This window comes from Tunturiibacter empetritectus (assembly GCF_013410875.1).
Lineage (GTDB): Bacteria > Acidobacteriota > Terriglobia > Terriglobales > Acidobacteriaceae > Edaphobacter > Edaphobacter empetritectus.
The window spans coordinates 659304-674083 of sequence record NZ_JACCCU010000001.1; the positions used below are offsets into that span (position 1 = coordinate 659304).

Here is a 14780-nt window from a genome sequence, read left to right on the forward strand (position 1 = left end):
GCTACGTCGAGGCCGTGATCGTGAACGATGGCTACTTCAGCGAGTAGGTAACGCCAGTCACAAACTGGAAGCTATTGTCTTTATAGCCAAACGCCGGATTGCTCAGATAGTTATCCTGCAGGCTGAGACTGACGCTTAGCCGTTTGTAGGTAGGCATCTGCAAACCAGCTTCGAAGATCGCTGAGTAGATGCTCGGATCGTTCCACGACGGAATAAACGTTCCGCTCTCCGTGAAGAGGATCTTCCTCGGCAGGACGCGATGATACAGCTCAGTAAAGCTTGATCCGATCAGATCTGTACTCACACTCGGCGGCACAAAGTTTTGCCTCTCATAGTGCAAATCTGCCTTGACGTCGAACTCCTGAACTGGCGTTTTAAACACGGTGTAGCCGATACCAGCACCATAGATCTGCTGCAGGTTCAGGCCTTGCGCATAGTTATGGTCGTAGGACAAGCCAACCAGACCAAAGAGTCGAGGCGTGAGGTACTTGTCGTGCTCTGCGTCCGCATGAAAGATATTCGTCTTCGCCACCGAATCAGGGGTAGGAGGCGTGGTCTGGGGAATCACGGGTTGGGTCAACTTGCCATAAGTCTCGAGCAGGTTGATCGTGTCACGCGTCCGGGCCGGCAAAAACTCGACTGAAGGGACCAGGCGTATCAGGTTGACTGCCGCAGTGAATGTCCGCCCAATCTGTGTGGATTCGATCAGCGTCACTCCGCCGGACACTCCCCCGGTCCAATCTTGGAAGATGCCCGGATTGCCAGTCACCTCTTTGGAGTAGGTCGCTCCATCGATCAGGACGGCAAGATCCTTCACCGGCACCGTATCCACCACGCGCGAGGAGGACTCATCCGCCAAGGTGATGACGCTGTCCTGATACGTGATCCCTGCGGGCGTCTTCGAGGTACGCGTCACCTTTTCGCCGTTCTTGAGGGCCACGAACTTACCCCCGGTGTGCAGCTCTTTGATCTTGTCCGCCGTAACCGTAATCTCGCCGACCACATCGCTCTTGAAGACAAAAGAGTCGCCTGTCGCCCGCTCAAGGGTTCCCGTCAGCTGATCGCCATTGGTAAATACGATTACGTCAGGTGCCGGTTTTGCCGGTGCACTCTGGGCCCATACCATCGCTGTCTGCTGAAACACGACGCCTGTAATCAGGCTCAAGGCAAACAGGCTGTACCACTTACCGCGCCATTTGCCGGGATTCAATTGGTAGTTTGAGCTCATCCCTTAAAAATAGCGTAGCGTAGACGCAAGTCGAGACAGCCATGAGGTAAATGTGCTACCCGTTGTTCGTGTCATTGGAAAAGTATTGCGTCTGGTAGGCATCTCCAGCCCTGAAGATCTGCTCCGAGGCCGATAAGTCCATCGGATCCTCCGTCCTGGCCGACCTCGGCACCTCCCCCACCAAACCGGGACAGGACTTCCCCAGAGGTGTAGATTTCGTGTCTCTGGCCTCAGCCAGTCGAGGGCTATGTTCGTTGGTCCGACCTCTCATCCGATCTCCTGACCAGAAGATGACGTGCCCATGAAATAGTGCATCTTTTCGGCGAAGAAAGTGTTGCCAACCGTACTTCAATAGGCATACTATCCGTTTCGGTTCGGCGGAGTTCGCGGTAAAATCGCCTGCTTCTCAGAACCAAAAACCTATTGAAATGAAGAGTTCCTCCAAAATTTCCGTATCGGTTTGAGTTACATAACCAACTTCCTGATGGGGCAGTTAGACCCCTCAGCGCGCTCGGAAGGATAAAAGCTATGGCATGGTACGCGTATTGCGTCGCAGAGAGACAAGCATTTCCGGAGCTTTGTCGCCACCGCCGCCCGATGCCCCTGACGAATGTCTCGGGACTCTTCGGGAACCAGACGTTCTTGTTTCCCGCCAGTGATTTAGCAGTGATTGTCTCCGAGCATAGCCCCGAAGACACCGCCCGACTCGACCAGCAGGCCGCCAAAGACCATGCACGTGTCGTCGCAGACTGCTTCAAGCTCTCCACCGTTCTGCCCTTCCGCTTCGGCACCACCTTCCAGGATGACGACGCCCTGCGCCGCTCTGTCCGCTCCAATCAGCGACACTTCCAGGCCAATGTCGAACGCCTCCGTGGTAAGGCCGAGATGCATCTCAAAGTCCTCGTCGACGACATCTGCCCCGGCAACTCAGCTCGCGACATGACCGTCGGCCAGCAGTATCTGACCAGCCTGCGCGAGAGCGCCAGCCGCCAACGCGAGCGTCAGTCGAAGGCTCGCGCCCTCTCCATCCAGATGCACCGCATGTTCCTGCCGCTGGCCGAAGAGATCACCTGCAAACGCATGGACACCGGAAAGATGCTTCTCGATATCGCCCACCTGATCGACAACAAGACCGTGGAGCGCTATCAGAACAAGTACACCTCCGCCACGCTCGAGCTCAAAGACTGCCGCATGCAGCTCTCCGGCCCCTGGCCTCCCTATCACTTCGTGCATAAGACCACGCCACAACATCAGCACAGCGCATAGCACCAGACGATACCAGCGGCCCTCCTTCGTGGGGGGCCGTCGTTCGTCCGGCAGGTCATGCGTAGCCGGGTGTCTGCAACTTGCCTGTTTTCTGAGTGTTGTGTTTGTGTATCTTTTGAGGAGTGCCTCGGGGAACGCGCTGCCGGACACCCTTTACCCAGTCCTGCGCATCGCATATGTAAAGCCGCCAGACGCAAGAGAAGTTCTGCGCCTGTGCCACTAACTAGTATTTGGCAAGGAGATCGTGAATGAATCGCACCAAGAACATCTTTACTGCCCTGGTGTTTTCTGCTGGGATTCTCGGATATTTCGCAGCTGGATCTGCAAAGCTTGACGCGCAGGAACCTAACCCGACCTCCCAGACAAATCCCCCACAGGACGCGAATGACATCAAGAAGCAGGATAACGGGATCTATCTCTACCGCGTGAAGGTCGTCCAGCGCGACCTCGATGCGGTGAACTATCTCCATCGCAGCGGTTCGACCAATATTGGCTTCAAGGGAACGCCGCTTCTTCCGTTCGCCAAGGGAGAGGCCAAAGTCACCAGTGAGCGTGGTGGAATTCACATCTCAGCCCGGTTCCAGGGGCTAACCCCAGCCAATGGCTTTGGACCCGAGTACCTGACCTACGTCTTGTGGGCGATCACCCCGGATGGCCGCCCCAACAACCTGGGCGAGGTGCTTCCTGCGAACAACAAGAACAACATTGAAGTGACTACCGCCCTGCAGTCCTTTGGCATGATCGTCACCGCCGAGCCTTACTTCTCGGTAACGCAGCCAAGCGACGTCGTCGTGCTGCAGAACGTGATCCTCAACGATAAAACCACCGGTGTTCTCGAAAAAGTGAATGCGCACTACTCCCTGCTGGCGCGCGGCGCATATGCCCAGACGGATGGTTCCAGGTCGAACCTGAACCCAATTACCAGGGATGAACGATCACCGCTTGAGCTCTATCAGGCCAACAACGCCATCCGCATAGCGCAGGCCGCGGGAGCCGACAAATACGCTCCCGACATTATGGCCGAGGCGATGCAGGACCTTCGCAACGCTACCGACATCGATCAGAACAAGAAGGGTGATCGCAAAATGGAGATCACCTTCGCGCGCCAGGCTGTACAGCGTGCTGAAGATGCCCGTCTCGTCACTCTGCGCAAGCAAGCGGCTGAGCGCCAACTGAACGCTGACAACGCCAAGCGAGATGCAGAGGCGCAGGCCCAGCAGTCGCAGCTTCAGGCTCAACAGTCTCAGCTTGAAGCCGAGCGCGCCCGCGCCGCCCAGGCGGAAGCCGATGCCGATCGCGCCCGTGCCGAAGCCGCCGCTGCCGAAGCCCAGGCTCGTGCCGCCGCTGCCAACAAGAGCGCAACCGACGCCAACGCCGTTCGCGAGAGGCTTCGCGCTCAGCTGAACAGCGTCCTCGCCACCAGCGAATCGGCCCGCGGTCTCATCGTCAACATGTCCGATGTGCTCTTCGACACCGGTCGCTATACCCTCAAGACCAACACCCAGATCAGTCTGGCCAAGGTGGCTGGAATTCTACAGGCCTATCCTGGATTGAAGCTTCAGGTCGAGGGCTACACCGACAGCGTGGGAAGCGACCAGTACAACCAGAAGCTTTCGGAGAACCGTGCCGACGCCGTTCGCGACTTCCTGGAAACTCAAGGCGTCCAGCCGGATAACATCACGGCCACCGGTTACGGCAAAGCCAAGCCTGTAGCCGACAACGCTACCTCGCAGGGCCGAGCCCAAAACCGGCGCGTCAATCTCGTCGTCTCAGGCGACGCCATCGGGGTTCAGCAGAGCAACCCCGACGCCGATCCCGCTCCCTCCGCAACACCACAGTAATTCGTTTCGCACAAAACCAAAGGGCCGCCAACCGCGGCCCTTTCTCATTTCCTGAAACACTAACGATGAACTTCTTCAAGTATGGAGGTCTTCTGCACGCCAGCGGTCAAACGTCGGCCAGACTGTAAGGTCGGCGACCGATCAAATCAGCGAAGGACGCTGCCCCTCTGAGCACAACTGCCACAGCCAGCAGTCGAAGCCTACAGGTGGATCGACCACCCAAGCTCCGAGAGCTTTTCTTCGATATCCGCCAACGCGATCGTAAGCGCGGACCGACGATGCGGGCTTGAGGTTCGCTCCGACAGAATGCGTTCTCGCTGCAACTCCAACGCCTGCCGTCTACGTTTGCGTTCTGCCACCTCAGCATTATCGTTTGCGGTGACAGGTTTCGGAGCGGCAGCCTGATTTTGCTGTTCTTCCACGGATTTACTCTCCCATCCTCGCGACATACTGCCAATTCTACGCTGCGACATATCAATATATAAATAGTTTGCCACTTCCTCTTCCTTCAGCATCCCAATTTTGACCAACAACTAACATTGTCCAGAGGCTCCAAATGTACGCATTCCCGGTCCAGCAATTTGGCATCGATAAACTTCGGCAGATTGATCTACCCACTCCCCAAACAACCCCGGGTACGGTTTTGATCAAAGTTCACGCCGTCTCTCTTAACTACCGCGATCTCATGATGGTCAAGGGTCTTTACAACCCGAAGATGGCCCTCCCGCGCATTCCCTGTTCCGATGGAGCGGGAGAGGTGGTTGCCACGGGCGAAGGGGTCACTCACGTCGAAGCCGGCGACCGCGTCTGCGGCATCTTCATGCAGCGTTGGCTCGACGGGCCGCTCACCGCCGACAAATCAAAGGCTGCCCTTGGCGGAGACGTAGACGGCATGCTCACCGAGTACGCTCTCCTCGACCATGAGGGAGTCGTTCGCTTCCCCGAGCACTTAACCTACGAAGAAGCCTCCACTCTGCCTTGCGCCGGCGTCACGGCGTGGAACGCCCTCCATCATGCCGGCGACCCAACCAATCCAACACATCCAGGAGAGACCGTAGTCATCCAGGGCACAGGCGGCGTCTCAATCTTCGCGCTGCAATTCGCAAAGCTCCTCGGAGCCCGAGTCCTCGGCACCTCCTCGAGTGAGGAAAAACTATCCCGCGCCCGGAGCCTTGGTCTGGACGAAGGATATAACTACAAACTGCGCCCCGATTGGTCCAAATGGGTCACTGAGGCGACCGCAAACAAAGGAGCGGATCGTATCATCGAAGTCGGCGGCGGCGGCACCTTCGGTCAATCCCTGCGAGCAGCCCGCGTTGGCGGCACGATCGCGCAGATAGGCGTACTCTCCGGCGCTGCCACCCCGGATCCTGTCGCCCTCACGCCCATCCTTCACAAGCAGCTTCGCGTGCAGGGCATCTACGTAGGCTCCCGCGTAATGTTCGAGCAGATGAACGCCGCCATCTCCAAAGCCGGACTTCGTCCTGTCATCGACAAGGTCTTCCACTTCTCTCATGCCGCCGAGGCCTTCGCTCACATGGAGTCGGCCTCGCACTTCGGAAAGATTGTCATTCGCGTTACGTAGCAGGGTTAAAAGCGCTAACAACCGGAGGGCGTGAGTTGTTCACGTTGCAAACAGTCCATCACTTCCCGCCCAGAGCGCTTCATCACGTTGCATATAATCGCAGCTACAAGGAGCTAAGCCAAAGTGATAGTCGAGATCGAAGCCCTCCAGAAGATTTATGAAGGCAAGCAACGAGTCGTCGCCGTCGACGGCATCGATCTCAGCGTCCACGAGGGCGAACTCTTCGGACTTCTCGGCCCGAACGGTGCGGGCAAGACCACCACCATCAGCATCTGCACAACCCGCGCCCTGCCTACCTCGGGGTGTGTCCGCATCGCAGGAATCGATGTCGTCAAAACCCCCGCGGTGGCCCGTCGTTTCATCGGAGTTGTACCCCAGTACAACACGCTCGACCGAGCCTGCACCATCTACGAGAACATCAACTTCCACTGTCTCTACTTTGGCTTCTCCGGCCCCGAGGCCACAGAGCGCACCAATCAACTCCTCGCCCAGTTCCACCTCATCGAGCGTGCCGGCGCCTATCCCGCGCAACTCTCCGGAGGTCTCGCTCAACGCGTCCAGATCGCCCGGGCCATCGCACACCGCCCCAAGGTTCTCTTCCTCGATGAGCCCAGCGCCGGCCTCGACCCGCAAAGCCGTATCGCCATGTGGGACGCCGTCCGCAACCTCCGCGAAGAGGGAATTACCGTCGTCCTCACCACCCACTACATGGAGGAGGCCGACGAACTCTGCGATCGCGTTGCCATCATCGACCATGGAAAGATCCTCGTGCAGGACACCCCCACAGCGCTCAAAGGCTCCGTCGGCGCGCAGAAGGTCTACGAGCTCTACCTACGCAGTCAGGACAACATCCCAACCCTAGTGCAACAGCTCCAGCAACTCACCGGAGTAGCCAGCGCAGAACCCACTCCCAAGGGCGTTCGCGTTCTTGCCCACGGAGCCGAAGGCCTGCTCTCCGACGTTGTTCGCGAGGCAAACCCGTACGGACTCCGCGACCTCACCATCACTGAAACCAGCCTCGAGACCGTCTTCATTCGTCTCACGGGCCGCGACCTTCGCGAGTAGCCAGGAGCGCTTCCTAGGAGCACCGTACCAAGATTGAGATATCTATGACCCAACTGGCAGAAGCCGCAAAACCGAGAACGCCGCAGAATCGCCAATCCGCCAGAGGCACTCAAAGCCCAAAGCTCACGCAGTACACTCGCGCCTTCGTCGGTCTCTTCCGCCGTGATCTGCATGTTCTACGTCGCGAACTCTTCCCCTTCGTCATCCGCGTCTGCATGAACCCGCTGCTCTTTCTCTTCGTATTCACCTACGTCATTCCACACATGAACGCCGGCGCCGCCATGAATCCAACAGCATCCATGGCCGGCAACGCCTTCTCTACAGTTTTGCTGCCTGGTCTCATGGCAGTTGCCATCATGTTCTCCGGTATCGCCGCTGTCGCGCTGCCTCTCGCGCAGGAGTTCGGCATCACCCGAGAGATCGACGACCGGGTCATGTGTCCATTACCGGTGCCTTTCGTCGCCATCGAAAAGATCTGCTTCTCCGCGGTCCAGAGCGTCATCGCCGCCTGCATCGTCTACCCGCTCGCCTACTACGTCCCAGCGACGCATCCTACGACCCATATCAGCAACTGGCCATTCCTCATCCTTGTTGTAGCCCTTGCCAGCCTCACAGCGGGCGCACTCGGCCTCACCATCGGCACCAGCGTCAAACCGCAACAGATCGGCCTCATCTTCGGCGTGGTCGTCATCCCAATCACGTTCCTGGGCTGCGTCTACTATCCCTGGGCCGCGCTCACTCACATCCGCTGGCTTCAGATCGGCGTTCTCATCAATCCCATCGTCTACATGAGCGAGGGACTACGCGCCGCCCTCACCCCCACGCTGCCACACATGAACCCTTATCTAATCGTAGGGATGCTGATAGCCTCTCTCTGTCTCCTCACCTGGCTAGGCATCAAGGGCTTCCTCCGCCGCGTCATCGGCTAATAGAGGGGGGAATTTTCGGGACCGATAAACGGTAAAGGCTCAAGGCACCGACCTGTCTCGAACATCCCAATCACGCTAACCTCCGACGGGTTCTCGCAAATGGGAGTCTCACCTAGATAGATGGCATAGGTAACCGGTCCGCTTCGTTGTGCGAGCCTCATTCGGGTAAAGACATACTGCGCAAAATCAGGGTTCGCATACGTCGCGTGTGCATTTTGAAGCTGCTTTGGATCGATACGGTTGTAATAGAGCACATACACATAGTTCAGCCGCAGAAGGTTACAAAGAAAAACCGTGTCCTCTGGATGAGCGATGTTCTGCAGTCTTACGAGAACCTCCTTCATCTCGGGGTGAAAGTCAGGAGCACTCTGCGCAGCGTATCTCTTTCCAAAGTAACTGGTCAGAAACCAACCTGACTCGAACGCGAAGAGACACCAGAAAACGGTCACCATTACCGGCCGCAGGCGCACGTGCCGCAGCTTGTACCAAAGAGCCATGGCCCCTGCGCCGGCAAGAGCAAGCAGCGGAGCGTAAACATTGATCGCTTCATTAATCTGTATTGGCACAATCAAGAAAACAGGAAGAGCGGCCACCAACCAGAGAACGAGCGGGTTTGGGATTCTTCGCGATCGGATCGCCCGCGATATCGTCAAGAGGATCCCAATTGCTGCCATCGCCAGCACAGTCAAAGGAATCGGAGGGGACAGCTTCACCTGGCTCCATGTCGTGTGATCCTGCAACGCATGCGTCAGGAAGTGAATATTAGTGGAGATGACGCTCTCCTGCTTCAATAACTGATGCAACCGATTCACAGGAATTAATGGAACGGAGACCGGAAGATACCTCTCAAAGTCGTAGCTTCTCTTTACCAGATAGTTTTTCCACACGAAGAAGATAAAAGGGCTAGAGATTGCGAGGAACACCGCAGCTCCAATTGTCCAAATATGCCAATCAGCCTTTATTCGTCGAAACTCTTTAGCCAGTAGTAAGAGCATTAGAGTTGGCACAACCACTAGCGAGATTCCATAAACGTAGAACGCAATCGCGAACGGAATTAGACAGATAGCGGTCAGCAGGGCAGATCTTCTTTCAAGGGCCTCCTGAAAACAGAAAATCCCGAGCAAAACAAAGAAAGGCAAGCTGTTACATTCGACCGCCCACCTCGAAACCATGATGTGCCATGGGGACAGCGCTAAGAAAATAGTGCTTAGCAATGCGGATGGTGCTCCAAAGTTCCTGCGGCACACAGCGTAGAAAAGAGGCAGTGTCAGAAGTCCGCACGCTAGATCGAAAAAGCGTACGGAAAACCCCGAGAGCCCAAAAAGCGCAATGACTGGCACCGTGGCGTAGGCCTGAAGCACGTTTTGACCTGAGCCCCAGCCAACAAAATAAACGGGAAGATGGTACCCCCAACGGTCGGCGCCCGTCTTAAGCAGAGAATAGCTTTCGTACGCTTCTGATATTTCGTCCTGATCAAAGCCGGCAGGAACAGCAATGGGTCGATAAGTACGCGCTACTACACCACTCAGCAGCACAGCCACTAACACCACCCAACGCCAGTTAGTTCGTTTCAGAAATCCGTCTTCTCTCTTTGGCAAGAAAGCAGTCCCCCGCTGCATGATCATCGTGCGATCTAGGAAATAGCTGCGCGTCTACGCATCCACAACCGTCACCGTTGTGTCCAGTCTGTCGGCACGCCATACCGATGCAAGCTTGTGGCCCCATCGTATCAGAGGGGCTTCAAACCACCGGAACGATATCCAACTTACGAGAATAGCGAGTGATAGCGTAATAGGGAACGCCACTCTGGAACTCAACCCGGTCGCTCCTGTAAAAGCGCTTCGGACGGGCTGATGGCAGAGGTACAAGCCGTAGCTGATGATGCCGATAAAGGTGAGCGGCTTCCACGATAGCGCGCGGTTTAGTGCGCCATCAGGATGCGTCAGGACGTAAGCCACCAGGCTGGCGCAACAAACACCGAGAAGGCTGTAGCCAAGGGTATTGAAGATCTGCGTATTCGCTTCGCGATCAAAGACATGGGGCCACGCCCGCGACATCAACGTGAACCAAGCCCACGAGACAAGAAGGGTAGTACCTGACCATCGAGTCAGAAGCGCTTTTCCCCGTTCCGTCTCGCTCCAGATCGCCAGCAGGCAGCCCATAGCCAAGCCATCAAGGTGAAATGGAGTCAAGAAATAAATTTGCTCGTAATCCCGTACGTGAGGAGTTGCAAGAAACCGCAGCATCGGCTCAATCAGTAGCAGTCCCAGTAACAAAATCTTCAGATGTCTCCGCTGCATGTAGCGAACCGCTATTGGAAACATTAGGTAAAAATGCTCCTCCACCGCCAGCGACCACAACATAATCAGGTTTGGGATGACCCAGTTGGAAGCGCTGGCAAAATTGCCCATAAACCCCAGGTACGCCAGAACGGAAAGCGTTCGCGGTTTGAAGGCCATCGCAACATACGCAATCAGAAGCAGGACTGGCGGAAGAATTCGTGTCGCGCGTTTAATGTAAAAACGCTTCCAGTAATGGGGCAACAGCCGGTCTCGGCGAAGGATCTGTGTGATCAGATAACCAGAGAGCACAAAGAAAAGATCGACTCCAACCCATCCGCCTCGCAGAATCTCATGATGATGCAGGATCACCGCCAGCACTGCGACTGCCCGAAGACCATCAAGACTGTGAATCCGCATGAGGATCTATTCTATTATCAAAAGGGCGTTATTCCGTGCCGACCGCGGCACCGGTCACCGACATAAACCAGGAAGAGCGTTGCCTGCACCTGAAATAAAATTGTGACAAAAGGACGTTCATCTCGATCAGGCTGATGGCGATTCAACCGTCGAAAGATGCTCCGCCATTTGACGGCCGAGTCGAACGCTCTCGGAGATTCCTCTGTCTTCGGGATAGTAAAAACAAGTGTCGGCAACCTGAAGCCCTCGAATCGGGGTTTGAATCGGTGGAATCTTCGCTGCGAATCCAGGTTCGCAGACAGGCTGCGCATAACGAAGACGGGCCACATGCTGAGAGATGATGTCGTCTCGTGTAAGCTGCGGATTCAACCTCTGGAGATAGCCAAAGGACTCGTTAAGGAGCTCTTCGTCGGTCCAGGTAAATTTGATATTGTCGTTTGGCATGTAATAAGGCACATACACTACAGTGTCGCCGCCGACAGGTCTAAGATTTGAAAACTCAATGATCCCTGGAACCGAGATGTCGGGTTCACTGATATTGACCCAGAAGTGCGGACTTACCGATCGCCTGAGTTTGAAGACTAGACAACAGATGCCCATATTTATGATCGATTCGTAACGCGCCTTCCAATCGTCGGGAAGGTCGGGGATCATCGTTGCAACCAGCGGTGTTGGAACCGTACAAATAACCGCATCCGCTCGCACGAACTTATCAGGCGTCATTACACCCGTTACCCTCCCGCCTTCCACTACTACTTTCTTCGCGCCGCAACGCGTGTGAATACTGCCACCGCTCTTCTCAATCGACGAGCACAGAGCATTCACCAGTGTCTGGCTTCCGCCTTCAATGTAGCCGAGTTCCTCCTGCAGGAATGACTTGCGGGAGCGACCAATCCGCTTGATCCGAGTCCATATCCAGGCCGCCGAAACGTTATCCGCATATTGATAAAATTTCAGCGCGAACAGCGGCCTCCAGAGGCGATCAAACACCTCCGGTCCACACCATCGTGTAATCCAGGAGTGTGCTGCCTCAGTCTCAATCGCGTCCCACCGTTCCCTGCGCACAGACAAGAACGCAAACAGGCCATATCTAAGCCGGGAGAGTAGGCTGATCTCGGGAAATTTCAGCAGCGCAAAGGGAGTTCCCCACTCGTGCATCCTGTTGCCAGTAAAGATGCCCATGGTGGTTGTCCTCCATTTCAACTGATCGCGGAGGCCAAGTTCTTCCAGTAGTTCCATCGTCGGCACATCGCTCTTACAGACGAAGTGGTAAAAGCGCTCAATTGAAAGCCCTCCCATGTCAAAGTGAGCCGCCATGCCACCGGGCTCCGGCGCCACCTCCAGCACTTCCACTGTGTGTCCTGCCTTAGTGGCGTGGAACGCTGCGGAAAGACCCATTGCCCCTGATCCAATGACTACAACGTGAGCGATAAGGCACCTTCTCCTGAAGTCTGCGCAAAGCGCGAAGTCGAAATGATTTTGCTACGGACAGTTCGCAACAACAGGGAGCTGTGAACTTCCGGGCTTAGCACGCGTTCCCTGAATCGCCTAATGTCGGTTCCAGACTACCATCCGTCACGAGTCAAACAATAGGACAGGCTGCGCGGAGTTGTTGCTCCGGCCGATTCCCGCAATGCTTAAGCCGCAACTCCCTTCCTCCGCAGGTCTTCCGCAATCAACTTCCCATGGAAGCGCCCATTTTCAATAAAAATCTCACTTGTCCGTTCGCCCGCAACAATAACCCCAGCCGCATAGATCCCTGGCACATTGCTCTCAAGCGTAGCCGGATTGCATACTGGGCAGCGGTCATTCGCCTTATCCAGCTTCACCCCCAGCCGTTCAATGAACTCAAAGTCCGGATGATATCCCGTCAGCGCAAAGACAAACTGGTTCGCAATCGTCACCTTTCCTCTCCGAGTCGCGAGCGTCACATTGTCCTCCGTAATATTTGTGACGACGCTATCGAAGTAGGCTTCGATCTCATGGTTCTTGATCCGGTTATTGATGTCGGGAAGAATCCAGTACTTCACGCTCTTCTGAATCTCTTTACCGCGATGCACCAGCGTTACCTTCGCCCCATGCCGCCAAAGGTCCAACGCAGCAATCGCCGCGGAGTTCTTGCCTCCGATCACAAGCACCTCGAGCCTATAATACGGATGCGGCTCATGATAGTAGTGCTTCACCTTGCTGAGATCTTCCCCCGGAATTCCAAGGTAGTTCGGCAGGTCGTAGTACCCGGTGGCGATCACCAGCTTCCGCGCACGATGCTGAACCGCCCGCCCAAAGCGATCCATCGTATGAACGGTAAAGTTTCCGTCCCCGCCATCCACCCGCTCGACATTCTCATACTGTCGAACGTCGAGCCTGTAGAACTCCGCTACCTTGCGATAGTACTCAAGCGCCTCGCTTCGATTGGGCTTTTGATTCGGACTGGAGAAGGGCATGTCCCCGATCTCCAGCAGCTCCGGCGTCGTAAAAAACGTCATATGTGCCGGATAATGAAACAGCGAATTGCAAAGGCAGCCTTTATCGACCAGCATCGTGCTAAAGCCAGCCCGTTGGGCCTCAATCGCGCAGGCCATGCCGGTCGGGCCCGCGCCAATCACCAGTAAATCTACAATCTCTGAAGTCGCACCCTCACTCATCCCTTCATTCTACTGAAGGTTCGGAGCGTCAGATTCCAACAGTTAGTTATCCAGCGCCACCAGCTTATGGGCAATCGCAAACAGCGCCAGCTCCAGTCGCGTCGAAACGCCGGTCTTATCGAAGATATTTGAAAGATGCCGCTTCACCGTCTCCTCACTGATGGTGAACTGCTTCGCTACATCCTTATTGCTGCACCCTTCCACAATGCAGGTCACAACTTCGAGCTCACGCGGTGTCAACCCATAGGTCTTCCGCTCCGGCACCGCCGCAGCCTTCTTCATCAACTCATTCAGCGCCGTCACCAGATTTACGACACGCTCGCCGCCGATCCAGTAGTCCCCGGAGAGCACAGCCCGCAGCGAACGTGAGAGATCGCCAGCAACAGCATCCTTCAGCACAATGCCGCGAGCTCCGATCTGCAGCGCTTCGATAATCTGCTGCGTCGAGATCGTACTCGTCAGCATGATGATCTTCACGCGTGGCGACTTGCTCATAATTGCACGCAGAGCCTCAAGCCCAGGCAGGCGCGGCATCTGCAGGTCGAGCAGTAGAATATCTGGCTCCAGCTCCAGCGTCTGCGTAATCGCCACATCGCCGTCTTCGGCCTCGCCTACCACTTCGAAGCCGGCCTCATTCTCCAGCATGTTCTTCACGCCGAAGCGCACCACAGGATGATCATCGGCAACAACGATACGGATCGGTGTCGCCGCAACAACTGCATCGTTAGATTTCTTTATCGATTCCTTCATCGTGCCTCATCTCCCGACAACTCGTTGATCCGACACTAGTTGCTTTCGCGTGCGACCAGAATACGCCGCAGCCGTTCGCACGCCACCATGAATTCATTCAGTGTAGCTACATCGTCATCACACAAACCCCGCTCCTCCATTGACGTTGCAAGTCTTTGCAGCTCAACAGCACCCACCATCCCGCATCCTCCCTTGATCGCATGGGCCTCCTTTGTATACGCTGCATCGTCGCCCTCGGATGTTGCTCGCCGCATCCTCACGACCCTCGCCTCCGTATCCTTCAGGCAGAGCGCATACAGCTCCTCTAAACGCGAGTGCCGCATCGACTCCTGCAGTTTCGCGTACACGACCTCATCCAACACCGCTCCACTCGCGCCGCTTGCTCTCCCTTCACCCCGAGCCGAACCCCCAGAAATCGCGCGCGCCAGGGCCTCCATCGTAAACGGTTTTAACAGGAACCCATCGAACTCCCGCCCCATCCCATCCTCTAACTCGCTCCCGCTCATCGCCAGCAGCAAAGTCTCCGCCCTGCACAATCCGCGCAGCCGCCGGGCAAGCTCATCCCCCGCAATCCCGGGCATCTGCATATCCGTCAACACCACCTCTGGCAACGGACGTACTCGCTGCACATGCACCAACGCCGCATCGCCTGACTCCGCCGCCTCCACCTCGTATCCTGCCCCCTCTGCCAGCAGCGTAAGCACCTCGCGGCTCAACTCATCGTCATCCACAATCAAAACCCGAACCGGCATGTATTTCACTCATCCTTACC

The 14780-nt window shown here is 56.2% G+C and carries 13 protein-coding genes; 5 read left to right on the forward strand and 8 right to left on the reverse strand.

The window, feature by feature from the left end:
• Positions 1 to 31: 31 nt before the first annotated feature.
• Positions 32 to 1228 (reverse strand): DUF481 domain-containing protein, encoded by a 1197-nt coding sequence (locus HDF08_RS02790; protein ID WP_179637011.1) that lies wholly within the window; start codon positions 1226 to 1228, stop codon positions 32 to 34.
• Positions 1229 to 1756: 528 nt separating this feature from the next.
• Between HDF08_RS02790 and HDF08_RS02795 the strand changes: the two genes are divergently transcribed.
• Together HDF08_RS02795 and HDF08_RS02800 are read left to right on the forward strand one after the other, a co-directional pair.
• Positions 1757 to 2494, forward strand: a complete 738-nt coding sequence (locus tag HDF08_RS02795; RefSeq protein WP_179637013.1) for a GvpL/GvpF family gas vesicle protein — start codon at positions 1757 to 1759, stop codon at positions 2492 to 2494.
• Between the two features lie 248 nt (positions 2495 to 2742).
• On the forward strand, positions 2743 to 4335 hold the full coding sequence (locus HDF08_RS02800; protein WP_179637015.1) for an OmpA family protein: 1593 nt from the start codon (positions 2743 to 2745) through the stop codon (positions 4333 to 4335).
• A gap of 200 nt (positions 4336 to 4535) precedes the next feature.
• Here HDF08_RS02800 and HDF08_RS02805 read toward each other — a convergent pair whose 3' ends face one another.
• Positions 4536 to 4850, reverse strand: a complete 315-nt coding sequence (locus HDF08_RS02805; RefSeq protein WP_257030851.1) for a hypothetical protein — start codon at positions 4848 to 4850, stop codon at positions 4536 to 4538.
• 41 nt (positions 4851 to 4891) lie between these two features.
• Here HDF08_RS02805 and HDF08_RS02810 point away from each other — a divergent pair, with 41 nt between their 5' ends.
• The 3 genes from HDF08_RS02810 to HDF08_RS02820 all read left to right on the forward strand — a co-directional run bounded on the left by HDF08_RS02810 (position 4892) and on the right by HDF08_RS02820 (position 7914).
• On the forward strand, positions 4892 to 5920 hold the full coding sequence (locus tag HDF08_RS02810) for a zinc-dependent alcohol dehydrogenase family protein (protein ID WP_179637017.1): 1029 nt from the start codon (positions 4892 to 4894) through the stop codon (positions 5918 to 5920).
• Between the two features lie 123 nt (positions 5921 to 6043).
• On the forward strand, positions 6044 to 6985 hold the full coding sequence (locus HDF08_RS02815; protein ID WP_179637019.1) for an ABC transporter ATP-binding protein: 942 nt from the start codon (positions 6044 to 6046) through the stop codon (positions 6983 to 6985).
• A gap of 44 nt (positions 6986 to 7029) precedes the next feature.
• Entirely contained in the window at positions 7030 to 7914 is an 885-nt protein-coding gene (locus HDF08_RS02820) for an ABC transporter permease (protein WP_179637021.1), read from the forward strand.
• Here the strand turns inward: HDF08_RS02820 and HDF08_RS02825 are convergent.
• The 6 genes from HDF08_RS02825 to HDF08_RS02850 form a co-directional block, all read right to left on the reverse strand.
• The gene (locus HDF08_RS02825; protein ID WP_179637023.1) at positions 7911 to 9539 is read right to left on the reverse strand and encodes a glycosyltransferase family 39 protein; all 1629 of its coding nucleotides are present in this window, start codon (positions 9537 to 9539) and stop codon (positions 7911 to 7913) included. The genes HDF08_RS02820 and HDF08_RS02825 overlap by 4 nt on opposite strands.
• Before the next feature lie 27 nt (positions 9540 to 9566).
• Positions 9567 to 10613 (reverse strand): acyltransferase family protein, encoded by a 1047-nt coding sequence (locus tag HDF08_RS02830; RefSeq protein WP_179637025.1) that lies wholly within the window; start codon positions 10611 to 10613, stop codon positions 9567 to 9569.
• Positions 10614 to 10739: 126 nt separating this feature from the next.
• On the reverse strand, positions 10740 to 12044 hold the full coding sequence (locus tag HDF08_RS02835; RefSeq protein WP_179638747.1) for an NAD(P)/FAD-dependent oxidoreductase: 1305 nt from the start codon (positions 12042 to 12044) through the stop codon (positions 10740 to 10742).
• 206 nt (positions 12045 to 12250) lie between these two features.
• On the reverse strand, positions 12251 to 13258 hold the full coding sequence (locus HDF08_RS02840) for a YpdA family putative bacillithiol disulfide reductase (RefSeq protein WP_179637027.1): 1008 nt from the start codon (positions 13256 to 13258) through the stop codon (positions 12251 to 12253).
• Positions 13259 to 13300: 42 nt separating this feature from the next.
• Complete coding sequence (locus HDF08_RS02845; protein WP_179637029.1) at positions 13301 to 14008, reverse strand: response regulator; 708 nt, start codon at positions 14006 to 14008, stop codon at positions 13301 to 13303.
• Between the two features lie 35 nt (positions 14009 to 14043).
• A complete protein-coding gene (locus tag HDF08_RS02850; RefSeq protein ID WP_179637031.1) occupies positions 14044 to 14760 on the reverse strand; it encodes a response regulator in 717 nt (238 codons plus the stop codon).
• Between the last annotated feature and the right edge of the window lie 20 nt (positions 14761 to 14780).

What these genes read in the sequence shown, in the direction of transcription:
- HDF08_RS02790 (WP_179637011.1), bottom strand. Translation starts at nt 1,228, where the DNA reads ATGAGCTCAAACTACCAATTGAATCCCGGCAAATGGCGCGGTAAGTGG.
- HDF08_RS02795 (WP_179637013.1), top strand. Translation starts at nt 1,757, where the DNA reads ATGGCATGGTACGCGTATTGCGTCGCAGAGAGACAAGCATTTCCGGAG.
- HDF08_RS02800 (WP_179637015.1), top strand. Translation starts at nt 2,743, where the DNA reads ATGAATCGCACCAAGAACATCTTTACTGCCCTGGTGTTTTCTGCTGGG.
- HDF08_RS02805 (WP_257030851.1), bottom strand. Translation starts at nt 4,850, where the DNA reads ATGCTGAAGGAAGAGGAAGTGGCAAACTATTTATATATTGATATGTCG.
- HDF08_RS02810 (WP_179637017.1), top strand. Translation starts at nt 4,892, where the DNA reads ATGTACGCATTCCCGGTCCAGCAATTTGGCATCGATAAACTTCGGCAG.
- HDF08_RS02820 (WP_179637021.1), top strand. Translation starts at nt 7,030, where the DNA reads ATGACCCAACTGGCAGAAGCCGCAAAACCGAGAACGCCGCAGAATCGC.
- HDF08_RS02825 (WP_179637023.1), bottom strand. Translation starts at nt 9,539, where the DNA reads ATGATCATGCAGCGGGGGACTGCTTTCTTGCCAAAGAGAGAAGACGGA.
- HDF08_RS02830 (WP_179637025.1), bottom strand. Translation starts at nt 10,613, where the DNA reads ATGCGGATTCACAGTCTTGATGGTCTTCGGGCAGTCGCAGTGCTGGCG.
- HDF08_RS02840 (WP_179637027.1), bottom strand. Translation starts at nt 13,258, where the DNA reads ATGAGTGAGGGTGCGACTTCAGAGATTGTAGATTTACTGGTGATTGGC.
- HDF08_RS02845 (WP_179637029.1), bottom strand. Translation starts at nt 14,008, where the DNA reads ATGAAGGAATCGATAAAGAAATCTAACGATGCAGTTGTTGCGGCGACA.
- HDF08_RS02850 (WP_179637031.1), bottom strand. Translation starts at nt 14,760, where the DNA reads ATGCCGGTTCGGGTTTTGATTGTGGATGACGATGAGTTGAGCCGCGAG.